The organism is Hymenobacter montanus (assembly GCF_014699115.1).
Lineage (GTDB): Bacteria > Bacteroidota > Bacteroidia > Cytophagales > Hymenobacteraceae > Hymenobacter > Hymenobacter montanus.
On the sequence record NZ_JACXAD010000010.1, the window covers coordinates 85,803 to 110,271 of the forward strand.

The 24,469-nt window shown below is 58.4% G+C and carries 20 protein-coding genes, 1 tRNA gene and 2 pseudogenes; 19 read left to right on the plus strand and 4 right to left on the minus strand.

Annotation, left to right across the window (positions count from 1 at the left end):
- Nucleotides 1-65: 65 nt before the first annotated feature.
- The 3 genes and pseudogenes from infC to rplT all read left to right on the plus strand — a co-directional run.
- Nucleotides 66-623 (plus strand): annotated as a pseudogene (infC, locus tag IC235_RS10600) (translation initiation factor IF-3); the annotation flags it as partial.
- Between the two features lie 193 nt (nt 624-816).
- Entirely contained in the window at nt 817-1,011 is a 195-nt protein-coding gene (gene rpmI, locus IC235_RS10605) for a 50S ribosomal protein L35 (RefSeq protein WP_191005158.1), read from the plus strand.
- A 210-nt stretch (nt 1,012-1,221) separates the two neighbouring features.
- The gene (rplT, locus tag IC235_RS10610) at nt 1,222-1,566 is read left to right on the plus strand and encodes a 50S ribosomal protein L20 (protein ID WP_092669126.1); all 345 of its coding nucleotides are present in this window, start codon (nt 1,222-1,224) and stop codon (nt 1,564-1,566) included.
- A gap of 197 nt (nt 1,567-1,763) precedes the next feature.
- Here rplT and IC235_RS10615 read toward each other — a convergent pair.
- Nucleotides 1,764-1,837 (minus strand) — tRNA-Met (locus tag IC235_RS10615).
- Between the two features lie 137 nt (nt 1,838-1,974).
- On the opposite strand from IC235_RS10615, the gene IC235_RS10620 reads away from it, so the two are divergent.
- The 11 genes from IC235_RS10620 (at nt 1,975) to IC235_RS10670 (ending at nt 12,851) form a co-directional block, all read left to right on the plus strand.
- Entirely contained in the window at nt 1,975-2,382 is a 408-nt protein-coding gene (locus IC235_RS10620; protein ID WP_223847209.1) for an START-like domain-containing protein, read from the plus strand.
- A 155-nt stretch (nt 2,383-2,537) separates the two neighbouring features.
- Nucleotides 2,538-3,983, plus strand: coding sequence for an LptF/LptG family permease (locus IC235_RS10625; protein WP_191005159.1), 1,446 nt, complete (start codon nt 2,538-2,540; stop codon nt 3,981-3,983).
- Nucleotides 3,984-4,166: 183 nt separating this feature from the next.
- Nucleotides 4,167-4,442, plus strand: a complete 276-nt coding sequence (rpsO, locus tag IC235_RS10630) for a 30S ribosomal protein S15 (protein ID WP_191005160.1) — start codon at nt 4,167-4,169, stop codon at nt 4,440-4,442.
- Between the two features lie 201 nt (nt 4,443-4,643).
- Nucleotides 4,644-6,815 (plus strand): polyribonucleotide nucleotidyltransferase, encoded by a 2,172-nt coding sequence (gene pnp, locus IC235_RS10635; protein WP_191005161.1) that lies wholly within the window; start codon nt 4,644-4,646, stop codon nt 6,813-6,815.
- A gap of 120 nt (nt 6,816-6,935) precedes the next feature.
- Complete coding sequence (locus IC235_RS10640) at nt 6,936-7,799, plus strand: sigma-70 family RNA polymerase sigma factor (protein ID WP_035566352.1); 864 nt, start codon at nt 6,936-6,938, stop codon at nt 7,797-7,799.
- A 96-nt stretch (nt 7,800-7,895) separates the two neighbouring features.
- Complete coding sequence (locus tag IC235_RS10645; protein ID WP_191005162.1) at nt 7,896-8,162, plus strand: hypothetical protein; 267 nt, start codon at nt 7,896-7,898, stop codon at nt 8,160-8,162.
- An 85-nt stretch (nt 8,163-8,247) separates the two neighbouring features.
- Nucleotides 8,248-9,183 (plus strand): thioredoxin-disulfide reductase, encoded by a 936-nt coding sequence (gene trxB, locus IC235_RS10650; RefSeq protein ID WP_191005163.1) that lies wholly within the window; start codon nt 8,248-8,250, stop codon nt 9,181-9,183.
- A gap of 127 nt (nt 9,184-9,310) precedes the next feature.
- On the plus strand, nt 9,311-10,432 hold the full coding sequence (locus IC235_RS10655) for a M23 family metallopeptidase (protein WP_223847210.1): 1,122 nt from the start codon (nt 9,311-9,313) through the stop codon (nt 10,430-10,432).
- 105 nt (nt 10,433-10,537) lie between these two features.
- A complete protein-coding gene (bshB1, locus tag IC235_RS10660) occupies nt 10,538-11,257 on the plus strand; it encodes a bacillithiol biosynthesis deacetylase BshB1 (RefSeq protein WP_191005164.1) in 720 nt (239 codons plus the stop codon).
- 554 nt (nt 11,258-11,811) lie between these two features.
- The gene (parS, locus tag IC235_RS10665; protein WP_191005165.1) at nt 11,812-12,255 is read left to right on the plus strand and encodes a type II RES/Xre toxin-antitoxin system antitoxin; all 444 of its coding nucleotides are present in this window, start codon (nt 11,812-11,814) and stop codon (nt 12,253-12,255) included.
- A 137-nt stretch (nt 12,256-12,392) separates the two neighbouring features.
- Nucleotides 12,393-12,851, plus strand: coding sequence for an RES family NAD+ phosphorylase (locus IC235_RS10670; protein ID WP_191005166.1), 459 nt, complete (start codon nt 12,393-12,395; stop codon nt 12,849-12,851).
- Between the two features lie 239 nt (nt 12,852-13,090).
- Here IC235_RS10670 and IC235_RS10675 read toward each other — a convergent pair whose 3' ends face one another.
- Nucleotides 13,091-13,825 carry a hypothetical protein gene (locus tag IC235_RS10675; RefSeq protein WP_191005167.1) on the minus strand — a complete coding sequence of 245 codons (735 nt, stop codon included), beginning with the start codon at nt 13,823-13,825 and terminating at the stop codon, nt 13,091-13,093.
- A 29-nt stretch (nt 13,826-13,854) separates the two neighbouring features.
- Nucleotides 13,855-15,366, minus strand: a complete 1,512-nt coding sequence (accC, locus tag IC235_RS10680; protein ID WP_191005168.1) for an acetyl-CoA carboxylase biotin carboxylase subunit — start codon at nt 15,364-15,366, stop codon at nt 13,855-13,857.
- A 411-nt stretch (nt 15,367-15,777) separates the two neighbouring features.
- Here accC and IC235_RS10685 point away from each other — a divergent pair, with 411 nt between their 5' ends.
- The gene (locus tag IC235_RS10685) at nt 15,778-17,025 is read left to right on the plus strand and encodes an aminotransferase class I/II-fold pyridoxal phosphate-dependent enzyme (RefSeq protein WP_191005169.1); all 1,248 of its coding nucleotides are present in this window, start codon (nt 15,778-15,780) and stop codon (nt 17,023-17,025) included.
- A 253-nt stretch (nt 17,026-17,278) separates the two neighbouring features.
- Nucleotides 17,279-17,452 (plus strand): annotated as a pseudogene (locus IC235_RS22605) (histone H1); the annotation flags it as partial.
- A gap of 174 nt (nt 17,453-17,626) precedes the next feature.
- On the opposite strand, the gene tyrS reads toward IC235_RS22605, so the two are convergent.
- Nucleotides 17,627-19,000 (minus strand): tyrosine--tRNA ligase, encoded by a 1,374-nt coding sequence (gene tyrS / locus IC235_RS10695; protein WP_191005171.1) that lies wholly within the window; start codon nt 18,998-19,000, stop codon nt 17,627-17,629.
- A 144-nt stretch (nt 19,001-19,144) separates the two neighbouring features.
- Here tyrS and holA point away from each other — a divergent pair, with 144 nt between their 5' ends.
- From holA to IC235_RS10710, 3 genes are all read left to right on the plus strand, one after another.
- Entirely contained in the window at nt 19,145-20,203 is a 1,059-nt protein-coding gene (gene holA / locus IC235_RS10700) for a DNA polymerase III subunit delta (protein WP_191005172.1), read from the plus strand.
- Nucleotides 20,204-20,263: 60 nt separating this feature from the next.
- Nucleotides 20,264-20,998 (plus strand): ATP-grasp domain-containing protein, encoded by a 735-nt coding sequence (locus IC235_RS10705; RefSeq protein ID WP_191005173.1) that lies wholly within the window; start codon nt 20,264-20,266, stop codon nt 20,996-20,998.
- Between the two features lie 184 nt (nt 20,999-21,182).
- A complete protein-coding gene (locus tag IC235_RS10710; protein ID WP_191005174.1) occupies nt 21,183-24,464 on the plus strand; it encodes a tetratricopeptide repeat protein in 3,282 nt (1,093 codons plus the stop codon).
- Nucleotides 24,465-24,469: the final 5 nt, after the last annotated feature.

Sequence of the window (24,469 nt, forward strand, 5' to 3'; positions counted from 1 at the left end):
CCATATCCGGCCTAACATGCCTTAAATATTATTTGCCGCCACTTTTTTAGCAGGAGGACCAAACCATAGCAGCTCCGAATCGTCGGTACGTGCCCCGCCAGCAGGTGGAAGAGCCGTTCAAAATCAATCAAAAAATCCTGGCCCGCGAAGTCCGCCTCGTGGGGGATAACGTCGAACAAGGTGTTTACCCAATTGACCAGGCCCGAAAAATGGCCCAGGATCAGAACCTCGACCTCGTTGAGATTTCTCCCACGGCCACGCCGCCCGTCTGTCGCGTCATCGACTACTCCAAGTTCAAGTACGAGCAGAAGAAGAAAACCCGCGAGCTGAAGGCCAAGCAGACCAAGGTCGTTCTTAAAGAAATTCGGTTTGGCCCCAACACCGACGAGCACGACTTTGCCTTCAAGGTCAAGCACGCCCAGGAGTTTTTGCGCGAAGGCGCGAAAATCAAGAGCTACGTGCACTTCGTGGGCCGCAGCATCGTGTTTAAGGAGCGGGGTGAAATCCTACTGCTCAAGTTTGCCCAGGCCCTGGAGGACCTCGCCAAAGTAGAACAGCTGCCCAAGCTCGAAGGCAAGCGCATGTTTCTCTACCTCGCGCCCAAGGCGGCAGCCGTCGTGAAACCGGCCAAGCCCGCAACTCCCGACGCCAAAGCTGAGAAGAAAGCGCCCAAACCGGCCCCGGCCGCCGACAAAGCCCCCGAAGCCACGTCGGCGTCGACCAACCCGGAATAGATTTTACCCGGTTGCGGATGGCTTCCCGACCCTTGGTCGGTCAGCAATCAACAATCAACAACCAACCCCCAACCCCACTACAATGCCGAAAGTAAAGACGAAATCCGGTGCTAAGAAGCGCTTTGCGCTCACCGGAACGGGCAAGGTGAAGCGGAAGCACGCCTTCAAGTCACACATCCTTACCAAGAAAACCACCAAGCAAAAGCGTGGTTTGACGCACACCGGCCTGGTGAGCAGCTCCGATATGAGCCGCGTGCGCCAAATGCTTAATATTTGATTAAAAATGAAGAATTAAAAATTAAAAATGCGCCCTTCCGCGTCGTCAACTTTGATTTTAATTCCTCAATTAAAACAACGCATCTTTCAGGTCGTCATCCTTAATTTTTAATTCTTCATTTTTAATTTTTAATTAATTTTCACCAGGCTTCCGGCCGCAAGTTAAGCTTCAGCAGATGCTGAGCGCCGGCTGCCAAAAACTCCTCAGGTTATGCCAAGAAGTGTCAACCACGTGGCCTCGCGTCACCGCCGTAAGAAAATCATGCGTTTGGCGAAAGGCTACTACGGCCGTCGCAAAAACGTGTGGACCGTTGCCAAGAACGCCGTTGAAAAAGGCCTGCTGTATGCGTACCGCGACCGTAAAGTAAAGAAGCGCGAATTCCGGGCCCTCTGGATTCAGCGCATCAACGCCGGCGCCCGCGAGCACGGCCTGTCGTACTCGCAGCTGATGGGCGGCCTGAAAAAGGCCGGCATCGAGCTCAACCGTAAGGTGCTGGCCGATTTGGCTTTAAACCACCCTGCCGCTTTCCAGGGCATCGTGGAAAAAATAAAGTAGTAGCCGGTGCGTGCTATTAACCAAGAAAACGCTGGCCCTAGGGTTCAGCGTTTTCTTGTTTTTAGTCCTGGCTTTTCGGTTTCAGCCTAAGCCGATTGGCCCTGGTTAAAAAGCCCACCGATGCCGTTCCACTCGCTTTGGTGAGCGGCCCCAAAACAAAAAACCGCTTCAGCAGGTAGCTGAAACGGTTTCCGAAGTAGCGGGGACGAGAGTTGAACTCGTGACCTCAGGGTTATGAATCCTGTGCTCTAACCAACTGAGCTACCCCGCCGGGTTTTGTGGGTGCAAAGGTAACGCTACAATCAGCCCCAACGCAAGGTACTGGGGCAAAAAACACTGTATTTCTCCCTCGTGGCTGAGGTCAGCCCCTGGTTTGACCGAGCCTCTTCGCTCTCATTTAGTATGGCCTTGTCTGATATCCAAACCAAAACGCGGTTCGTGGTGGAATTTCCCATCAATGCCTCGCCCAAAATACTTTTCCCCTACCTGGCTACGGCCTCGGGGTTGGCGCAGTGGTTTTGCGACGACGTGCGCTACGTGGAAGGCCAACGCCTCAACTTTATTTGGGACCAGGAAAATCACTACGCCGAAATCTCGGGCCAGCGCCTGAACCGGGCCGTGCGCTTTGTTTTTCTCGATGAACACCGGCAGCCCACACCCGACGCGAATTTTCTGGAATTTACCCTCGACTCGTCGCAGGTGACCGATGAAGTCTACCTGCGGGTCATCGACTATTCCGCGGCCAACAACCTCGAGGAACAGCAGGAGCTGTGGGAAGGGCTAGTGGCCAAGCTGCGGGAGCAAGTAGGCGGCTGAATGGTAGTTGTTGGTTTAATTGTTGTACTTTGTCAGCCCTGCTGTGGCATCGAGTGGCTGGTAGGCCCGTACACAGTTTTTCTGGGAGAAGGGAACCGTGAACGGCGGCCAGTTACTTTACCTGACAGCGGACCATAAGCAACCGATACCACCCCATGCTTAAAAAGCTCGACAAGCTTATTCTGAAGGCCTTTGCGGGCCCGTTCCTGCTCACCTTCGCGGTAGTGCAGTTTATTCTGCTCACCCACACCCTGCTCAAGTACCTCGACGACATCATCGGCAAGGATCTGGGCACGGGGGTACTGTTGCAGCTGCTGTTTTTTTTCAGCGTGCTCATCGTGCCCATCTCGCTGCCCCTGGCCGTACTGCTGTCCTCGCTGATGACTTACGGCAACTTGGGCGAGCACCACGAGCTAACGGCCATTAAGGCATCGGGCATTGCCCTGACCCGGATTTTGCGGCCCGTAATGCTGCTTACCCTGGGGCTGGCGGTGGGCGCCTTCTGGTTTAACGAAACCATCGTGCCGCGGGCCAATCTTAAAGCGTACAGCTTGCTTTGGGACGTGCGGCAACAAAAGCTGGCACTGGATATCCGCGAAGGTGTTTTTTACAACGGCATTCCCGGCTTTACCATCAAGGTCGACAAAAAAACGGGTGAAAACGGCGACCGCCTGCACGGGGTGATGATTTACGACCACACCCAGAAATCGGGCAACGCCACCGTCATGCTCGCCGATTCGGGCCGCATGTTTACCCGCTTCAACGGTGGATATCTGGGCCTGGAGCTGTTCCACGGGCACAATTACGTGGAGCAGCCCGACGCCCAGGACCGGGCCGGCGCTACGTTCATTCGCCAGGGCTTCGATCATAACCTGGTCACGTTTTCGTTGGCCTCGTTCGATTTAGGCCGCACGAAAGAAGAGCTGTTCAAGGAAAACCGGATGATGCTCAACATCCCTCAGCTGAAGCGTTCCACCGATTCGGTGCAGAAGAAGATGCGAGTTGAGCACCGCCAGCTGCTCCGGCAAACGAACACCTACTATTCTTTTCTCCGCTTCGATACCACCGGCCAGGCCGTCAAGCGCAAAGTCGAGGGCTGGCAGGTTCCGGTCGCTCGTTTGTCCGCCACTACCACCCCCATCCTCCAGCAGGCTATTAACCGGGCCAGTAACGTGCGGGAATTCACCCGTCTAAACGCTGAGCGCCTGATTGAACTGGCCCGTAACTCCGCCTTGTACCGAATAGAAGTATACCGCAAATACTCGCAGTCGGTAGCCGTCCTGCTGATGTTTTTGATTGGGGCGCCGTTGGGCTCCATCATCAAAAAGGGGGGGCTGGGCGTTCCCATTCTGGTGTCCATTCTCTTCTTTATTATTTACTACGTGGTGAGCATTATGGGCGAGAAATACGGCCGCGAGTTCGTGATGCCGGTGGGCTTGGGCATGTGGCTGTCGAACCTAGTGCTGCTGCCCGCGGGCCTTTTCTTCCTGTACCAAGCGTACAACGATTCCGGCCTGCTGGAGCTCGATTTCTGGCGGCAGTTGCCGCGGCGACTCGGCATCCCGGGCCTGCGCAAAATCACGGAACCGGCAGTCGAGTAGGAGGGGACTTAGGGCAGGAGTGAAGGGCCGGACCGGAAGGTTTTTTAGCTCATCGAGTTATTCTTCGCGTTTCCGCTATTAATTCCTCATTAAAAACCGTACCTTTGCGGCACCTCAACGTGTGGGGTAGCTAGTCACCTTTTTACCACTCAAAATCTAAGACGGGGTAACACCTATCAACCGATGATTTTAACTACTGAAGCAAAGCAGGCCATCTTCGAAAAGAATAGCCTGCAAAAAGTGAAAACCGATACCGGTTCGGCCGAGTCTCAAATTGGCTTGTTCACCCACCGTATCAACCACCTCACCGAGCACCTCAAGACCCACAAGAAGGACCACAGCACCCGCCTGGGGCTGCTGAAGCTGGTGGGTAAGCGCCGCCGCATGCTGGATTACCTGCAGCATCGCGAAATCAACCGTTATCGCGCAATTATCAAGGAGCTGGGCATCCGTAAGTAAGTCCAGAGTCGGAGAGTAGGGAGCCTTCCACCGAAGGTTCCCTACTCTTTTTTTGTTCGGGTCGGTTTGGCGCCGAGGTCGGCCCGGGGCACTGTTTCCCATCGGCGCGCTGTTGTTGTGTTTCCCTGAGTAACGAAGGCCGCGCACGGCGCTCGTTTTTGGCTGCTCGCCCGCTGTCGCTTTTCCAAGCAAACCCCGCTGATGTCCCAACCCCACGCTATTACCAAATCTTTAGCGCTGCCCGACGGCCGCGTCATTACCATCGAAACCGGCAAGCTGGCCAAATTCGCCGACGGTGCAGTGGTCGTTCGCCTCGGCGATACCATGCTGCTCGCCACGGTTGTTTCGGCCCCGAGTCAGCGCGAAGGCGTTGACTTTCTGCCACTGTCGGTTGACTACCAAGAAAAATTCGGCTCGGCGGGCAAGATTCCCGGCTCGTTTCAGCGCCGCGAAGGCCGCTTGTCGGACTATGAAATCCTGGTCTGCCGCCTCGTCGACCGCATCCTGCGGCCCATGTTTCCCAAGGACTACCACTACGAGGTGCAGGTGATGATTACCCTCATCTCGGCCGACAAAGAGGTGCAGCCCGACGCGCTGGCCGCGCTGGCGGCTTCGGCGGCCCTGTCAATCTCCGACATTCCGTTCGCGGGGCCGATTTCGGAAGTACGTGTGGCACGCATCGACGGTCAGTTTCACATCAACCCCAAGACTTCGGACCTGGCTCGCGCCGACATGGACCTGATGGTGGGCGCCACTGCCGACTCCGTGGCCATGGTGGAAGGAGCCATGCAGGAAGTGAGCGAGGAGGAGATGGTAGCGGCCATTGCCTTCGGCCACGAAGCCATTAAGGCCCAGGTGCAGCTGCAAAAAGAGCTGGCCGAAGCAGTGGGCCGCACGGCCGACTCGCCCACCCGCGAGTATCCCCGCTACGAGGAGGACGAGGAACTTAAAAAGCGCATTCACGACGCCGTGTACCAAGGGGCGTACGACGTGGCCCGCAGTGGCAACACCAGCAAGGCCGGCCGTAAGGAGGGCTTCGCGCAGGTGAAGAAGACTTTCCTGGACCAGCTGCTGGCGGAGCAGCCCGAGCTGGACATGAAGATGTTCAGCCGCTACTACGGCTCGGCCGAGAAGAAGGCCATCCGCGACATGATGGTGAAGGAGCGGGTGCGCCTGGACGGGCGCCAGCTGACTGAAATCCGGCCCATCTGGTCGGAGATTAACTACCTGCCCGGCGCCCACGGCTCGGCCATCTTTACCCGCGGCGAAACCCAGAGCCTGACCACCGCCACGCTCGGCACCAAGCTCGATGAGCAGATCGTGGATCAGCCGCTCACCAAGGGCTTCTCGAAATTTATGCTGCACTATAACTTCCCCGGCTTCTCGACCGGCGAAGTAAAGCCGAACCGGGGCGCGGGCCGGCGCGAAATCGGCCACGGCAACCTGGCCCTGCGCTCGCTCCGCCAAGTGCTGCCGCCCGAGGACGAAAACCCCTACACCATCCGCATTGTGTCGGACATCCTGGAGTCGAACGGCTCCAGCTCGATGGCCACGGTGTGCGCTGGTTCGCTGGCGCTGATGGACGCCGGGGTGAAGATTTCGGCCGCCGTGGCCGGCATCGCCATGGGCCTCGTGCAGGACAAGGAAACCGGGGAGTACGCCGTGCTCAGCGACATTCTGGGCGACGAAGATCACCTCGGCGACATGGACTTCAAAGTGACGGGCACCGAGAAAGGCATTTGCGCCTGCCAGATGGACATCAAAATCCAGGGCTTGAGCAACGAGATTCTGACCGCCGCGCTGCACCAGGCCCGCGAAGGCCGCCTGCACATTCTACGCGAAATGGCGAAGACCATTTCGGCCCCCGCGCCCGACCTGAAGCCTCATACGCCTCGTTCGCACAAAATGCTGATCGACAAAGAGTTCATCGGTGCGGTAATCGGACCGGGCGGCAAAGTCATCCAGCAAATCCAGAAGGATACCAACGCCACGGTGATCATCGAGGAGAAGGATGATAAAGGCCACGTGAGCATCTACGCTGCCAACCAGGAGGACATGCAGGGCGCCATCGACCGCATCCGCGCCATCGCGGCCCAGCCCGAAGTAGGCGAGGTGTACAAGGGCAAGGTGCGCAGCATTCAGCCCTACGGCGCGTTCGTGGAAATCATGCCGGGTAAGGACGGCCTGCTGCACATCTCGGAGGTAACGCACGAGCGCATTCAGACCCTGGAAGGCTTATTGGAAGTAGGGCAGGACATCGACGTAAAACTGGTGGAAATCGACAAGAAAACCGGTAAGTACCGGCTCTCGCGCAAGGTGCTGCTGCCCAAGCCCGAGACCGCGGCGGCCAGCAACGGCGAAGCTAAAGCGTAGCTTGACCGGCTAGTCCCGAACTATTGTCAGCGGGAGCCTGTTGGCTTCCACTGACTACGGGACTAGCCGGGCGGCTTTTTCTTACGTATAACCCCATCGATATCGTTCCTACCTAGTCCCATGAGACAGTTAAAAATCAGTAAGCAGATTACCAACCGCGAAAGCCAATCGCTGGATAAATACCTCCAGGAAATCGGCAAGGTTGATTTGCTCACGCCCGACGAAGAGGTGACGCTCGCGCAGCGCATCCGCGACGGGGACCAGCAAGCGCTGGAGAAACTGACCAAAGCCAACCTGCGCTTCGTCGTATCGGTTGCCAAGCAATACCAGAACCAGGGCCTTTCGCTGGGTGACCTCATCAACGAGGGCAACCTGGGCCTGATCAAAGCCGCCAAACGCTTCGACGAAACCCGGGGCTTCAAGTTCATTTCCTACGCCGTGTGGTGGATTCGTCAGTCCATCCTGCAGGCCCTGGCCGAGCAGAGCCGCATCGTGCGCCTGCCCCTGAACCGGGTGGGCTCGCTGAATAAAATCAGCAAGTCTTTCTCCGAGCTGGAGCAAAAGTTCGAGCGCGAGCCTTCGCCCGAAGAAATTGCTGAAGTACTCGAGCTGACTACTTCGGAGGTGGTCGATACCCTCAAAATCAGTGGCCGCCACGTGTCGGTGGATGCGCCGTTCGTGCAGGGCGAAGAAAACCGTCTGCTCGACGTGCTCGAAAACGAAGACGAAGAGTCGCCGGATATGGCCCTGATGAACGACTCGCTCCGCAAGGAGGTGCAGCGCGCCCTGAGCACGCTCACCAAGCGCGAGGCCGACGTTATCACGCTGTACTTCGGGCTGAACGGCGAGGCCGCCCTGACCCTGGAAGAAATCGGCGAGAAGTTCAACCTGACCCGTGAGCGGGTGCGCCAAATCAAGGAGAAGGCCATTCGTCGCCTGCGCCACACCTCGCGCTCGAAAGCGCTGAAGCCTTACCTCGGCTAATTCTGCTTAGTTTTGTTAATAGAAAACCCCGACTGTAAGGTTGGGGTTTTTTGTAGCAGCACCGCTGAGAAACGCCTACAAAGAATTTCGTCTTCAATGTCAAACTCAATCACATTTACTTGTTGGAATGGGGATGAGCCACTTGATATTCAGTTAGAGCCCGAAGCAATCCGCTTCAGGGTCTTACCAGGGAATGAACTAACCTTCACCGGGAAGTTATTCTCAACTGAGAATTTCAAGTGGGCTTTACGCATTGAGCACCACAGTAAAGACATTCAATTAATGCCTGATGTTGACGAACTGTTTGAAATAGAGATTTTTGAAAACGGTGTCCGCTTAGACAACTGGCACAACTACATGTAAGCCCTGCGGCTATTTTCGACAGCTAGCTGTTTTACATTCTCACTCAACGCTGTGCGACGGGCAACCTCGCGCTACCCTCTTAGAAATGTCTGAACACATTAAATGCCTGATTATCGGCTCCGGCCCGGCCGGTTATACCGCCGCCATTTACGCTGCCCGGGCGAACATGGCGCCGGTTATGTACATGGGCCTGCAGCCGGGGGGCCAACTAACCATTACCAACGACGTGGAGAACTTTCCGGGCTACGCCGACGGCGTCAACGGCCCGCAGATGATGGAAGACCTGAAGCGGCAGGCCGCCCGCTTCGGCACCGACATCCGTTACGGCATTGCCACGGCCGTAGACTTTTCGGTGCAGCCGCGCCGAGTCACGATTGATGAGACGGTGGAGCTGACGGCCGACGCGGTTATCATCGCCACGGGGGCTTCGGCGAAGTGGCTGGGGATTCCTTCGGAGGCCCGGCTCAACGGCTCGGGGGTTTCGGCCTGTGCGGTGTGCGACGGATTTTTCTACCGGGGGCAGGACGTGGCCATCGTCGGGGCCGGCGACACGGCGGCGGAAGAAGCCACCTACCTGGCCAACCTGTGCCGCAAGGTGACCATGATCGTGCGCAAGAGCGAGATGAAAGCCTCAAAAATCATGCAGCAGCGCGTGTTGGACAATCCCAAAATTGAGGTGCTGTTCAACACCGTGACCGATGAGATTCTGGGCGAGCACAGCGTGGAGGGGGTGCGGGTGAAGAACGTGCTGACCCACGAAACGCGGGAGATTCCGTTAACGGGCTTTTTCGTGGCCATCGGCCACGAGCCTAACTCCAAGATTTTCCAGCCTTACCTGCACCACGACGAGCAGGGCTACCTTAAAACCGTGCCCGGCACCAGCAAAACCAACCTGGATGGAGTGTTTGCCTGCGGTGACGTGCAGGACTACACCTATCGCCAAGCAGTTACCGCCGCTGGCAGTGGCTGCATGGCGGCGCTCGACGCCGAGCGTTACTTAGCGGCGTCGGGCATACACTAAATTCCTTGTATTTGCGTGTTAGCAAAGACGAGCGTTACCGTTCGTTTCTGCTAACCCATTTTGTTCAGCCCAAACGGCCCGGGGCAAGGAAGTGTGAACCTTTGCCCCAGCCCTTTTCTGCTTGCTTTTGACTGTTCTAAAAAACACTGCCTGGCGCCCCTTACTGCTGTTGCTGGCGCTTTTGCTGTTTCTGGCCGGCCTCAGCCCGGCCCAGGCGCAACGCCGCAGGGGGGCGCGCGCCACAAAGGCCGGTAAGCCCGCGGGTGGGTCCGACTTCTTTCGCATCAAAACGCCGCGCATGCGCTACGTGCGGCCCGATACTACTACGGTTATCGAGACCGAGGAACTCCCCGATGACAATTCCGACGCCGCCAAATCCATCTATTTCAATCCGGCCAAAACGCTCAGCATCGTGAGCGAAGACACCTCGACGCTGAACAACGGCAGCCAGGAAATCGTGGAAATGTCGGAGGAAGTACTCATTGACTCGTCGTGGGTAAAAGTAGCCGGCTATTATTCCATCTGGGATACCCACAGTGTGAATCCGTACCGCGTGGACGGCCGCAGCTACCGCGACTCGCTTAAGCTGAAGCTGACCGACCCGCCCCGCCAGCGGTACGCCAAAATGCCCCTGGTGAAAACTCCTATTACCTCGGGATTCTCGTTCCGGGGGTACCGCTGGCACTACGGCATGGACCTGGACCTGGAAACCGGGGACTCCGTGAAGTCGGTGTTCGATGGGGTCGTCCGCATCAGTGCCTGGGACGGCGGCGGCTACGGCAACTACATTCTGGTGCGTCACTACAACGGCCTGGAAACGATTTACGGCCACCTAAGCAAGGCGCTGGTCTCGGTGGGGACGTTCGTGAAAGCCGGCCAGCTCATTGGCTACGGCGGTAGCACGGGCCGGAGTACGGGTTCGCATCTGCACTTTGAGGTTCGCTACCAGGGCAACCCCATCAACCCGGCCTTGATGTACGATTTTCCGGATTACAAGCTGCGTAAAGACAATTTCACCATTACCTCGCAGCTATTCAACTACTACAGCCGGGCCCTGGGGCGCGGCCGGGGCCGGGGAAGCCGGAGCGGCCGGCCTTCGCGGGCCCGCCAGGTGGTTACGCACAACGTTCGGTCGGGCGATACGATGTCGGAGGTAGCCCAACGGTACGGAGTGCGGATAAGCACCCTGAAAAAGCTGAATCCCAGTATGAAAACTTTGCAGCCGGGTCGAAAGCTGCGAATTAAATAGTAGGCTGGAAGTCAATATCAGTCAGGTAGGTATCTACTAAAGCTGAGCTATTGGCCCGAACGTCGGATAACTATCCGCGAGCAACCATCAATTTAGCAAAATCTCATGAAGCTTGATGTCTTGGCGCTGGGCGCCCATCCCGACGATGTAGAAATGTCGTGCACCGGTACCTTGCTGGCCAGTATGGCGGCGGGTAAGCGGGTGGGAATTATCGATTTCACGCGGGGCGAATTGGGCACGCGCGGTACGCCCGCCATTCGGGCGGCCGAAGCGGCGGCGGCCGCCGGCATCCTGGGCATCGAAATCCGCGAGAACTTGGGCTTGCCGGATGGCTTTTTCCGCAACGACCGGGAGCACCAGTTGCCACTCATCGCCGCCATTCGCCGCTATCAGCCCGACGTGGTGCTTTGCAATGCCATTCAGGACCGGCACCCTGATCATGGCCGGGCCGCGCAGCTGGCCACTGACGCCTGCTTCCTGGCCGGCTTGCGCATGATCGAAACCCTTGGCGACGACGGCCAGCCCCAGGCTGCCTGGCGGCCCAAAAACGTGTATCACTACATTCAGGACCGCCAACTGACGCCCGCCTTCGTGGTCGACATTACGCCCTACTGGGCCAGAAAGTGGGAGGCCATTCAGGCTTTCAAAAGCCAGTTCTTCAACCCCGCCAGCGATGAGCCGCAAACGTACCTGTCGAGCCAGGAGTTTGGCCGGTTCATGGAAGCCCGTGCCCGGGAGTTCGGCCACATCATCGGCGTCGAGTTTGGCGAAGGATTCACCGTAGCCCGGCCCGTGGGTGTGCGCGAGGTGGGGAGCTTGCTGTAGCAGTCCTCAACCCGGGGTGGTGTTAGGTCGGCTTGAATAGATGGGATATCCAAGGAGTTACCAGCAGGTTTTCGAAACGGTTAAATCTAATCACACTTGAGCGCGGCTGAGCTAACTGCCCTATTTCGCTCGATAACTAACTGGTGGCTTTTGGGCGAAGCGCGGGCCCGCTGCTGCCAACTCTTCAAAGCCTGCCACGTGCATGAGTGCTAGCGAAACGATTGAGCGTTTCAATTTCTTGGTACGAGCATCTTGTCAGGGGATAAGATGGTTATTATTGAGGTGAAAGACGCGTACGATTTGGGTGTGATTTTAACCTGGATTCGTACAACTCGTGCTTTAATAACTGGACAGCGAGGTCTTAGTTTACTCCTGGGTGCCTACATAAGCAGCCTCAGTTGCGTTGCCATAAATACCAGTAAGTCAATGATAAAGGCTTGTTAGCAGAGCGCCAGCGAGCCGCTTGGGGAAACTTAACCGGAACAAAGTGGAATATTTTCCCGTTCTTAACGGAAAATATTCCCATCTTTGGGAAATATATTCGTTTTATGCCCATGGCTGCTGCTGCTGCATACCCCTCCGCCGTTCACACGCCCGCATTGATTGGGTTAAAAGCCACTGTGGCCGATTCCTTCGCTCTGGTGATGGAAGCCCGCACCGGCGTCCCGGCCAAAACCGCCTTCGACGTCGCCACGCTGCTGCAACTGAGCGCTGATGAACTGGCCAACTTGCTTCACACCACCACGAAAACACTACGTGCCTACCGCGAAGGCAAAAAACGCCTGGGGCCCGCCGCCAGCGAGCAGGTTCTCAAGCTGCTCGCCTTGTCGAGTCAGGGGGCAGAGGTGTTTGGCACCATCTCAGCCTTTCGTCGTTGGCTCGACAAGCCCGCCTACGGCCTGGACAATCAACGTCCACTCGCCCTACTCGAAACCAGTGGCGGCATCGATCTGGTAGCCGACGAAGTCAACCGCATCGCTTATGGCGACTTCGCTTAGTCGGTGTTAAGTTATTGGTTACTTATTGGACGGCGCCGGTGTTCTGGAATTCGGTATATTCGCAGATTATAATACCTAAATAAGCCGTCAACAGCCATTACCGGCTACTACCAACCTACAACGAGCAACCACCCCCCGTGGAAGTCTACCGCATCTGCCTGGCTAAATACGCCGGCGAACTAGTCGCGTCCGGCAACCCCGGCCGCTGGAACCTACGGGGCCAAATGGTCATTTACGCCGCCGGCAGTCGGGCGCTGGCCTGCCTCGAAAATGTGGTACATCGTAGTGGCGAAGGCCTCAACAACCTCTTCCGGGTTATCCGCATCGAGATTCCCGACCCGCTGACCATCGAAGATCTGCCGCTGGTCAACATGCCGTCCGAATGGCAAATGCCGCGCCACTACGCCCGCTGTCAACCCCTGGGTGCCGCCTGGTACCAGCGCCAAACGGCCGCTGTACTACGGGTACCCTCCTCTATCATCGCCCATGAGCACAACTACGTGCTCAACACCCGCCACCCCGACTTCGCGCAGATTCGCATTGCCGGCTGGGAGGATTTTGCGTTTGACCCGCGCATTAAGGAAAATCTAGCCTGATCCTTTAACAGGCTTGCTGGTTATTGCCAGGATTGCTGGCGCGAGTTTGGCGCAGCGTAACTCAGGCCGACTAGCGGGCGAGGCTGTGCCTCGCATTAGAACGACTCGGTGGAGTGGCCTGGCATCCGCAGTTCCGCCTTCTTTGCGGCAGTGGAGGCGCAGGTCCACCTCAAGGGTGGTGACGAGTTACGCTGCGCTAAACTCGCGCCAGGTGGGGGCAATTTTGGACGGGGTGACGTTTATAATTCTGGCAGAGCAATACTATTCTCCTGCGGATACTGCCCATTCTCAAGGAAGTAGCAATAGCGCCGAAGGTCAGTTTCCGCCGGTCCATTGAGATAAGCAATGTATAGCTGCGCTTGGCCATTATTCATTTCTGCTACTTCTGCGCTGGCCAGATTATTCAACAATTGCTCTTTATTACGCCACCAGTTTTTGCATAGCTCATACGTCCAGTATTCATTTCCATTAGAGGAATAGCTGTCGAAAACCTCTACAGCGGCTGCGTCGAGCACGCGAAGCAATTCGTAATAAGAGGTTGGCTGCTTGAATACATACTCACAGCAGTCTGCATCATTCATTACGTTCTCCGGGGCCTGCTCAACACCCATACCGCACGTGTCGGACTCTCCGGAATAAAATGGTCCCGGGAAGTTAAAAGGGTGTTTCCTAGCCCAGTGGTCTTCATCTAAAAAAGCAAGATTTTTCCCCTCTGGCTCCCTGAAAAGCAGTACTTCTTTTCTTAAGAAACGGTCAAAACAGGGCCGATAGAAAAAGGTAGTGAAGTCCCCGTAATGCTCCAGGAACTTTCGACTCTCTTCCTCTATGCTCAGAAAGCCTTCAGCTAAGCGGGGCGAAAAAAGAGTGATAGGCGCATCAATATCCCCTTCGGGCGTATCAAATGCTGTTGGCCCCGCGGGTTGCGACGGGCTTTTAGCTTGGAATAAAGACTTGATGACTTGAAAGACGCTCATAACAAATGTTTTATTCCAGGCCCAGCATTCTACCGCACCCCCAACCGGTTTCGCCGCCAGCCCGAAACCTCTGTGCCCGGTGTCGCCCCAGTGGCAGCCGCCGGCTTGGGCTTCTTCTCGCTGAGCAGCATGGCGGCCAGGACCGCAGCTACTTGCGCCATAGCGGGATCCGGGGCGGCGGGAGCGAGGGTGGTGGGTGTGAAATGGTCGCGGATGAAGTTGGTGTCGAAGTGGCCGCTGACGAAGGCGGGGTGTTGCAGCACGTAGCGGCCGAAGCCCAGGGTAGTTTCAATGCCGGTGATCTTATACTCCTCGATGGCCCGTAACATGCGCGCAATCGCCTCGGCCCGATCGGCTCCAAAACTGACCAGCTTGGCAATCATCGGGTCGTAGTAAATCGGAATGTCCATGCCCTGCTCAAAGCCGTCGTCGACCCGCACACCGGGGCCCTGGGGGCGCACGTAGGTGCTGAGCGTGCCAATGTCGGGCAGGAAGTTGTTCTGCGGGTCTTCGGCGTACACCCGCAGCTCCAGGGCGTGGCCGGTGATGCTCAGGTCGGCCTGCGCGAAGGCGAGGGGCTCGCCCTGGGCCACTTTTATCTGCTCTTTCACTAAGTCGAGCCCCGTAATCTGCTCCGTAACGGGATGCTCGACCTGGAGACGGGTATTCATCTCCAGGAAGTAGAAGTTGTGTTGGTCGTCGAGCAAAAACTCCACGGTGCCGGCGCCGGTGTAGTCGCAGGCCCGGGCCACGTCGACGGCGCATTGGCCCATCCGGGCGCGCAGCTCCGGGGTGAGCACCGAGGAGGGTGCTTCCTCGATTACCTTCTGGTGGCGGCGCTGAATGCTGCACTCGCGCTCGAACAAGTGCACGATGTGCCCGTGCTCGTCGCCCAGCACCTGAATCTCAATGTGGCGCGGGCCAGTTACAAACTTCTCGATGAACACCGCGCCGTCGCCAAAGGCCGACACTGCCTCGTTAATAGCCAGCTGCATCTGCTCCTCAAACTCGTCGGCGCCGTTCACGATGCGCATGCCCTTGCCGCCGCCCCCGGCCGAGGCCTTGATGAGAATGGGAAAGCCCACTTCCTGCGCGATCTGCCGGGCGGCGGCCACGTCGGAAATGGCTTCATCAGTACCCGGTACCAGCGGAATGTTGTAGGCCTTGACCGCCTGCTTGGCCGAGAGCTTGTCGCCCATGATTTCCATGGCCTCGGGCGAAGGGCCAACGAAAATCAGCCCGGCTTCGCGCACGGCGCGGGCAAAGCCAGCATTCTCCGAAAGGAACCCGTAGCCCGGGTGGATGGCGTCGACGCCCAACTGCTGGCACACTTCGAGGATTTTATCGCCGCGCAGATAGCTTTGGGCCGAGGCGGGGGGGCCCACGCACACGGCCTCGTCGGCGTAGCGCACGTGCAGGGCGTTGCGGTCGGCCTCCGAATAGATGGCCACGGTGGCAATGCCCATTTCTTTAGCCGAACGGAGGACGCGTAAGGCAATTTCGCCGCGGTTGGCTACGAGCAGCTTGGTAATTTTTTTCATGGGTGGGGTGGGGCGCCGGTTAGCGGAATGAGGGGCAAGAACGTCTTAGCAATCGACCCGTCGGGCCGAGCGGAGCGAATGTGCTCGCGTGAGAAAGTAACCAATGGTTAAACAGCCCTGATTACTAGGGAGATGTATGCCAGATGCGGTGTTGCGCCCGGCAGGACGGTCTTAGCTTGTTTATTTAATGAAGGGCTCGGTTACTCGATTTTATCGATGACAGGCCACAAAGTAAAGTTCGAAACCTGAGGTTAGCAGCAAGCCGGCCGGGCATTATCTGGTTGTGAAGCCCAAATTATGCACATCCGCGGTCCAGGGCTATCTTTGTAATTAGGCTGGTTCCACGGCATTTCAGCAAGCATCGCCCGAGCCGTTCTCCGCTTTTACTTATCACCTAAATTTCCGTTTTCAGTGGATATTTTCGACCGCATTCTGGCCAACCGTGGCCCCTTGGGTTCGCATTCGCACTACGCCCACGGCTACTTCGCTTTCCCGAAGCTGGAGGGCCAAATTCAGCCCCGTATGCAGTTTCGCGGCAAAGAAGTGCTGACCTGGAGCCTGAACAACTACCTGGGGCTGGCCAACCACCCCGAAGTGCGGCAGGCCGACATCGACGGGGCCAGCGAGTACGGCATGGCTTACCCGATGGGGGCCCGCATCATGAGCGGCAACTCGACCCTGCACGAGCAGCTGGAAAACGAGCTGGCCGACTTCGTGAACAAGCCCGGTGCGCTGCTGCTCAACTTTGGCTACCAAGGCGTGGTGAGCATCATCGACGCGCTGGTAACCCGGCACGATGCCATCGTGTACGATGCCGAGTCGCACGCCTGCATCATCGACGGCGTGCGCCTGCACCAAGGCAAGCGCTTTGTGTTTTCGCACAACGACATGGCCAGCCTCGAAAAGCAGCTGGAACGAGCCAAACGCCTGACCGACGAAACCGGCGGCGGCATCCTGGTTATTACGGAGGGCATGTTCGGCATGTCGGGCAACCTCGGCAAGCTGCCCGAAATCGTGAAGCTAAAAGAAAAATACGACTTCCGCATCTTCGTCGATGATGCTCATGGTTTTGGCACGCTCGGGCCCACCGGGGCCGGCACGGCCGAACATTTGGGCTGCCAGGACGGCGTAGACCTAATTTTTTATACGTTCGCCAAGAGCATGGCGAGCATCGGAGCCTTCGTGGCCGGGTCGGAAAGCGTGATTGAATATTTGCGATACAACATGCGGAGCCAGATTTTTGCTAAATCGCTGCCGATGCCGCTCGTGATAGGGGCCCTGAAGCGCCTCGAGCTGATTCGCAATCACCCCGAATACCGGGAAAAGCTCTGGACGGTGGTGCGGGCCCTGCAAAGCGGCCTCAAGGAGAAAGGCTTCAACATTGGCACCACCGAGTCGCCGGTGACGCCCGTATTCCTGAATGGTGAAATCTCGGACGCCACGGCCCTAACCTTCGATCTACGCGAGAATTACGGCATTTTCTGCTCCATCGTCGTGTATCCGGTCGTGCCCAAGGGCGTGATTATGCTGCGCCTTATCCCCACGGCCATGCACACGCTGGAAGACGTGCAACAAACCATTGAGGCCTTCGAGGCCATGGCCAGCAAGCTCGATAAGGGGCTCTACAGCAAAATACCCTCGGCCGCCCAAACGGCTTAAAGAAGCTTACTACGGCACTTGGCGCCGGCTGCCCGCAAGGGTGGCCGGCGCGTTTGTTTTTGAATAATTCTAAGCTAAGAGGTTTAGTGTTACTTGCTGGAATCAAGCTTTTTTCTCCGAAAAACAGCCCTCAAAAGCTGGGAATGAGGTTTTGAAAAAATAGTGAAAAACTTGCTTGCATTTGAAATCCCTGTATATTAGGGCCGGCTTAACCCCCACTGTATTCATTTTTCACCCCCAATTCCAACCCCCAATGAACAATTTCGGCAAACTGAAGGACCTCGTAATGTCGCTCGAAGAGGACTTTTCGAAATTCTATGACAAGCAGAACGCTGCCGCTGGTACCCGCGTGCGCAAAGGCATGCAGGAGCTGAAGACGATGGCTCAGGCATTCCGCACCGAGGTGCAGAACACCAAGAACGCCAGTGCTGCCGCCGCTGGTGGTGCTAAGAAAGCCGCTCCTGCTGCTAAGAAAGCCGCTCCCGCTGCTGCTAAGAAAGCCGCTCCTGCCAAGAAGAAGTAATCCTGGCTACGCCAAAGAAAAGGCCCCGCTGCAAGCAGCGGGGCCTTTTCTTTGGCCAACAAACAAAACGTTGAGGCTTTAGACTACTTCTATCAGGAAGTAATTTTTCTTGCCCTTTTGCACCACGAGGTACTTACCCGTCAGCAGCAGCATTTCGGCCGCCGGTGAATCGGTCGAAGCCAGCTTTTCGCGGTTAATGCTCACGCCCCCGGCTTGAATCATCTTTCTGGCTTCGCCCTTGGAGGGGAAGATTTTCTGCAGGGTGGCTTCGCTCAGCAACGACACAGCCGTGGCGGCCTCGAACGTAGTACGGAGCACGCGGATGTGGGGAACCCCGGCGGCACAAACATCGAGCAGGGTGGCTTCGTCCAAGGCTTGCAGCGCGGCGCGGCCGCCTCGGCCAAACAGCACCTCGGACGCGGCAATAGCGGCTTCGGTAGCCTCAGCCGAGTGCACGCGGGTAGTCACGTCGCGGGCCAGGGCCTTTTGCAGCGTGCGCAGGTGCGGAGCCTGGGCGTGCTCGGCTTCCAAGGCTAGGATTTCGGGCTCGGTGAGCAGGGTAAACACCCGAATGAGGCGCGGCGCGTCGGCGTCGTCAGCGTTGTAGAAGAACTGGTAGAACTGGTACGGCGAAGTCAGGGCTGGGTCGAGCCAAACCGTGCCGGTCTCCGACTTGCCGTACTTGGTACCGTCGGCCTTGGTAATGAGCTGGCCGGTGAGGGCGTAGGCTTTCGATTTTCTGCCTGGTAAAATGATTTGGGAAGGAGTTGCAGCAGACTCACGAGCAGAAGTTTTGACTTCTTGCGTAAGACGGCGTATTAGTTCCGTTCCCGTGGTGATATTACCCCATTGGTCGGATGCACCCATCTGCAAGGTGCAATTCAGTGTTTTATAAAGGTGATAGAAGTCGTAGCCTTGAAGCAGTTGGTAACTAAATTCAGTGTAGCTAATACCATCACCAAATTCATCCTCGCTGCTGTCAATGCGGCGCTTCACCGAGTCCTTGGCCATCATGTAGTTTACGGTCAGGTGTTTGCCGACTTCTCGCAGAAATTGCAGAAAGCCGAAGTCCTTGAACCAATCGTAATTGTTGACCACCAACGCGCCGGTGGGGCCTTCGGAGAAATCCAGGAACTTCTCCAGCTGGGCCCGGATGCCCTCCTGGTTGCGGCGCAGGGTGGCTTCGTCGAGCAGGTTGCGCTCGGCCGACTTACCGCTGGGGTCGCCAATCATGCCGGTGGCCCCGCCCACCAGGGCCACGGGGCGGTGGCCCGCCCGCTGCAGGTGCACCAGGAGCATGATGGTGGCCAGGTTGCCGATGTGCAGCGACGCGGCGGTGGGGTCGAAGCCAATATAGCCGGTGACGGGGGCGTGAGTCGCCAGGTGTTCGGCCGTGCCGGGCATGGCGTCGTGAAACATGCCGCGCCAGGTCAGTTCGGGAATAAAATCCAAGGAAGAACGAGAAAAGAGGGGTGAGGAAAATTGCGCGAGCGAGGCCCAGGCGGGCTGCTTCCGACCCGACAAAGGTAGCAACCCCGTAATTTTGGTCTTCTGTCGGCTCGTGTCCGCGCCACTTTTTCATTCCGCCCTCTTCACTTGATACAAGACGCCGACGTCGTTCTTCAGCAGCTCCAGCAGCGGCAGTTTCAACCCGTGTATTTTTTGCAGGGCGAAGAGCCCTATTACATCGATGCGGTGGCCGACCTGATCGAGAAAACCGCTCTGGCCGAGCACGAGCGCAGCTTCAACCAGGTCATTATTTATGGTAAGGACGTCGACGTGGCCGGCATCCTGGGCCAGGCCAAGCGCTTTCCGATGATGGCCGAACGGTCTGTGGTTATCGTGAAGGAAGCCCAGACCGTGGCCGACCTGGAGCAGGAGCGGAGCTGGCCCTTTCTGGAGGCCTACCTGAAAAATCCCCTGCCGAGTACCGTCCTGGTGTTTTGCTATAAGCACAAAACCCTGGACAGCCGCAAGAAGCTCGGCAAGCTGCTCAGCGGCAAAGACTCGCCGGCCGTGCTCATGACCAGCAAGAAGCTCTACGACAGCCAGGTACCCGCCTGGCTTACGGCCAACGTGCGCGGGCGCGGCCAGCAGATTACGGGGCAGGCCACCGCCATGCTGGCCGAATACATCGGCGCCGACCTGGGCCGGCTGGCCAACGAAGTCGATAAGCTGGTGCTGAACTTAAAGCCCGGCCAGCCCATCGACGAGGAGCTGGTGCAGCGGCTGGTCGGCATCAGCAAGGACTACAACATCTTTGAATTGCAAAAAGCTCTGGTGCAGCGCGATGTGCTCAAGGCCAACCGCATCCTGGGCTACTTCGCCGCCAACCCCAAAGCCAACCTGCTCATCCCGAACCTGACCCTGCTGTTCGGCTTTTTCAGCAAGCTGCTGGTGCTGCACCAGGCCGGCGCCAACCCGCCGGATGGGGTCTACAAAAGCCTGGGCATCATGAACAGCTTCGCCCAAAAGGAGTACCAGCAGGCCTTGCGGGCCTACCCGGTGGCGCGAGTGGTAGGCATCATCCACTTAATCAGGCGGGCGGATGCCCAGAGCAAAGGCATTGAAAGCGGCTCGATGGACGACGGCGAGATTCTGCGGGAGCTGGTGTGGCTGATTTTGCACAACGTGCCGGCGGGGGTGCTGGAGTAAGGCTGCGGGCTGCTCGAAGGACCGGTCCTTCCAACAAAATACTAAACTACACCCAACCTCATGCGGGCCCATATTCACTTCGACCACGGCTTACCCCAAAGCGTCAACAACTATCTGGCCCTGGACGGCTTCCGGCAAATGGGCTGGGAAATCGTGCCCTACACCGATGCGGAGCCCGTGCGTGACCACGCCCCCGACGAGGTGGTGGTCGGTCACATCGCGGCTGTGCGGGCCAGCCTGCGGGCGCTGGGGTTGCCAGTACCCGAGGAGTTGGGCTATCCGGCCTCGTTGCACCCGTTCCTGGGGCGTCGGCTCTGGCCAAGCACCATCAACGCGATGGCGAGCGATGCCAACCAGTGGCCGGTATTCGTGAAGCCCATGCACGACGCCAAGAAATTTACCGGGGTGCTGGTGCGTAGCGTACGCGACCTAATCGGATGCGGCGACCAGCACGAAGACACGCCCGTGTGGTGCGCCGAGCCCGTGCAGTTCGTGGCCGAGTGGCGCTGCTTCGTGCGCTACGGCCGCGTTCTGGACGCCCGGCCGTACAAAGGCGACTGGCGGGCCCACTTCGACCCAACGGTAGTGGAGCAGGCCCTGGCAGCCTACGCCCCGGAAGCCCCCGCTGCCTTTGCCCTCGATGTGGGCCGTACCGCTACCGGGGCCACTCTCGTCGTGGAAGTGAACGACGGCCATTCACTGGGCGCCTACGGGCTGATGCCCCTGGCCTACGCCAAGTTCTTGTCGGCGCGCTGGGCGCAGATGACGGGCAGCGAGGACTACTGCGATTTTTGATTATGACAAGCCACCGACGACGGAATAACCGAACTGCTACCCGGTGCTAACCCAAGCCAACGATGGCTGGGTGATGCAGCAATGAGAACCGACTTTCCGCGTTAGCTGGGCAACCTACAGCCTTTTATCGCTACTTTTGGCGAGTTTTCGGGCCCCGAGCGGTTCCTCCACGCAAGGTATTTACATGAAGCTATTTCCCCGGCTGGCACTGGCTGCCGCCCTGAGTGCCACGGCGCCGTTGGCTGCCCAGGCCCAACAAACCCAGGTTTTTGCCGCCGACGAACGGTTTTTTCAAGAGGGGTTGGAGCTGTTTGACCGCGGCCAGTACGGTGCGGCCCAGGAGGCCTTTCGCCAGTACCTGGCCATTGAGCCCGTGCGCATGGGCCAGGCCGGCCCCACCGCCCGCGACCGCACCGCCGATGCCGAGTACTACATTGCCCTGAGCGGTCTCTACCTGCTCCATCCCGACGCCGAAGGGCTGATTCTGGACTTTGCCGAGCAGCACCCGGCCCACCCGCGCTCTGCGGTGGCGTATTTCGAGCTGGGCAAGTTTTACTTCGACCAGAAAAACTACGAGTCGGCCATTCGCTACTTTCAGAAAGTGGCCCCCGACAACCTGACGAATGCCCAGCGGGCCGAGTCAGACTTTAAGCTGGCCTACAGCTATTTCGAGCAGAAAGATTACGAGAAGGCCCGGTTGCTGTTCGACCGGAACAAGCGGGTTGAGAGTGAGTACAAATACGCCAGCGCCTACTACGCCGGCTATCTCGGCTATCGGGCGGGCGACTACGCCGCCGCCCGCGCCGACTTGGCCGTGGCCGAGCAGAACGACGCCTACAAGTCGGTGGTGCCTGCCGTCATCACCCAGATTTACTACAAGGAAGGCAATTACGATGGGTTGATCCGCTATGCCTCCCAGGCCCTGCAGAATAGCCCGCCCCCGCAAAATTCCGACGAAATTCAGTTGCTGCTGGGCGATGCCTATTACCAGAAGCAGCAGTACAAAGAAGCCGCCGCCAACTTCGATAAGTATGTCGCTACGCACAAGGGCCGAATCGAGCCCGCGCTGCAGTACAAGATTGGCTTTGCCAATTACAAGATGGGCGACTATAAAGGCGCCATTGCCAGCCTGAAAAATGTGGCGGTGCAGCGCGACTCGCTGGGCCAGAACGCGGCCTACCACCTGGGCTTGAGCTACGTGCAGGCCAACCAAAAGCCGCAGGCCGTGACCGCCTTTGAGGCGGCTCGCCAGGCCACGTTTGATAGAAAGATTGCCGAGAATGCCACCCTTAAACTGGGCCAGGTGCAGTACGAGCTGGGCAATCTACCGGAAGTGATTGCCGTGCTACGGGACTTCCGCAAGAAATTCCCCCGCTCGCAGAACCAGGCGGCCGTCGACGATTTGCTGAGCACCAGCTTTCTTTCGTCCACGGATTATTCCCAGGCGCTGGCTTACCTCGAAAGCCTCGACGACCGGAGCGACAAGCTAAACGCGACCTATCAGCGCGTGGCGTACGCCCAGGCGGCCACGCTCTACAACAATGGCAATTACGGCGAGGCCCTGCCGCTGCTCGACAAGTCGTTGAACTTCCCGGCCGACGACGGCCTGCGGGCGGCCGCGCAAGTGTTGCGGGGGGAAATCTACAGCGTGGGGCAGCGTTACCCCGAGGCCATCGCGGCTTATGTGGCGGCGGCTCGCACGGCCCGGCAGGGCGGCGTGAGCCCCGAGGAAGCGGACTTCGAGCAGAAAGCCCGCTACGGCCTCGGCTACGCCTACTACAACACCAAGCAGTACGACCGCGCCCGCCCGCAGTTCCAGGCTTTCCTGAACGACAGCGACGCCAAGCCGTCGGACCCCAACTACTACGATGCCACCCTGCGCCTGGCCGACACCTATTACGTGGCCAAAAGCTATCCGCAGGCGCTGGACCTCTACGACAAGGTCATCATGGCCAATGCTGCGGATAAGGACTACGCCTACTATCAGAAGGGCCGTACGCTGGGCCTGATGGGCCGCCGTGACGAAGCCAACAATACCTTGGCCACCTTGCTGAAAACCAGCCCGAATTCCCGCTACGCGGAAGAAGCGGTCTTTCAGCAGGCGCAACTGGCGTTTGAGGCCGGCGAATACGAGGCTGCCGTCACGGGCTTCTCGCGGCTGCTGACTAATCGCCCCAACAGCCCGTTGGTGCCGCCGGCCCTGCAGAAGCGGGGCGTGGCCCATGCCAACCTGCAGCAGCAGGAGCAAGCCGTGGCCGACTTCCAGCGCGTGCTCACCGAGTTCCCGCGCAGCGAAGCCGCCTCGCAGGCCATCTACAGCCTGCAAGAAAGCCTGGCCGCCCTGGGCCGGACGGAGGAGTTCGACGCCGCGCTGGCCTCTTTCAAACTTCAAAACCCGGATAGCAAAGCCACCGAGAGCGTAGAATTCGAGGCGGCGAAATCGCTGTATCTGGCTGAAAAATACCAGCCGGCCATTCTACGCTTAGAGTCCTACTTGAAGCAGTACCCGCAAACCTCGCTGGGGCCCGATGCCCGCTTTTTCTTGGCGGACTCCTACCTGAAAACCGGCAATAAGCAACAGGCTCTGACTCGCCTGCGCGACGTGGTGACCGAGGGCAAAAGCGAATTCGTGAACCGTGCCGTGGGCCGCCTGGCCGACTTGGAATACGAGAACAAGAACTACACGGCGGCGGCTAAATACTACGAGCGCTTGCGCGGCGCCAGCACCAACCGCCGCGAAGTAGCCAATGCCACGCTGGGGCAGATGCGCAGCTTGTACGAGAGCGGCGACTACCCCGGCACCCGGCGCGTAGCCGAAGAGCTGCGGACCCAGGCCGGGGCCACGGCCAATGCCACGAATGCCGCGCTGCTCTACCTGGGCAAGGCCAGCCTCCGAGCCAATAACCTCGACCAGGCTGTCACGGAGCTGACCACCGCCGCGACGGCGGCCCCCAACGATGTAAACGGGGCCGAAGCGCAGTATTATCTGGCCGAAGCGCTTTTCAAGCTGAAGAAAAACGAGGAAGCCAAGGCCGCGGCCCTGAAAGTGAATTCAGACTTCAGCAACTACGCGTTGTGGCAGGGGCGGGCCTTTCTGCTGGTGGCTGAAATCTACGCGGCCGAAGGCGACAACTTTCAGGCTCGCGGCACGCTGAACTCCATCGTCGACAACAACTTCCCGGTGGCGGAGATTGTCGAAACAGCCAAGCAGCGCCTGAAAACACTGGGGGCTGACCAGCCGGACGAGTCGGCCCCGCCCAAATCCGCTCCACCCAAAGCCAACCCACCCAAGGCTGCTCCGCCCAAGGCTACCCCGGCCAAAGGGGGCGCTAAGTCGCCGGCCCCGGCAACGCCGGCCAGCGGCAAGCCCGCCACCCCAGTGCCGCCCAAGGGCAAGCCGGCGGGGCCCCGCACCAACCTGCGCGGCAACGTGGCCGCCCCGGCCGATACGGCCACCCAACGCTAAGCGGG

Bases quoted from the DNA above. Each gene is read 5' to 3' on its own strand.
- rpmI (WP_191005158.1), top strand. From the start codon at position 817: ATGCCGAAAGTAAAGACGAAATCCGGTGCTAAGAAGCGCTTTGCGCTC.
- rplT (WP_092669126.1), top strand. From the start codon at position 1,222: ATGCCAAGAAGTGTCAACCACGTGGCCTCGCGTCACCGCCGTAAGAAA.
- IC235_RS10625 (WP_191005159.1), top strand. From the start codon at position 2,538: ATGCTTAAAAAGCTCGACAAGCTTATTCTGAAGGCCTTTGCGGGCCCG.
- rpsO (WP_191005160.1), top strand. From the start codon at position 4,167: ATGATTTTAACTACTGAAGCAAAGCAGGCCATCTTCGAAAAGAATAGC.
- pnp (WP_191005161.1), top strand. From the start codon at position 4,644: ATGTCCCAACCCCACGCTATTACCAAATCTTTAGCGCTGCCCGACGGC.
- IC235_RS10640 (WP_035566352.1), top strand. From the start codon at position 6,936: ATGAGACAGTTAAAAATCAGTAAGCAGATTACCAACCGCGAAAGCCAA.
- IC235_RS10645 (WP_191005162.1), top strand. From the start codon at position 7,896: ATGTCAAACTCAATCACATTTACTTGTTGGAATGGGGATGAGCCACTT.
- trxB (WP_191005163.1), top strand. From the start codon at position 8,248: ATGTCTGAACACATTAAATGCCTGATTATCGGCTCCGGCCCGGCCGGT.
- bshB1 (WP_191005164.1), top strand. From the start codon at position 10,538: ATGAAGCTTGATGTCTTGGCGCTGGGCGCCCATCCCGACGATGTAGAA.
- parS (WP_191005165.1), top strand. From the start codon at position 11,812: ATGGCTGCTGCTGCTGCATACCCCTCCGCCGTTCACACGCCCGCATTG.
- IC235_RS10675 (WP_191005167.1), bottom strand. From the start codon at position 13,825: ATGAGCGTCTTTCAAGTCATCAAGTCTTTATTCCAAGCTAAAAGCCCG.
- accC (WP_191005168.1), bottom strand. From the start codon at position 15,366: ATGAAAAAAATTACCAAGCTGCTCGTAGCCAACCGCGGCGAAATTGCC.
- IC235_RS10705 (WP_191005173.1), top strand. From the start codon at position 20,264: ATGCGGGCCCATATTCACTTCGACCACGGCTTACCCCAAAGCGTCAAC.
- IC235_RS10710 (WP_191005174.1), top strand. From the start codon at position 21,183: ATGAAGCTATTTCCCCGGCTGGCACTGGCTGCCGCCCTGAGTGCCACG.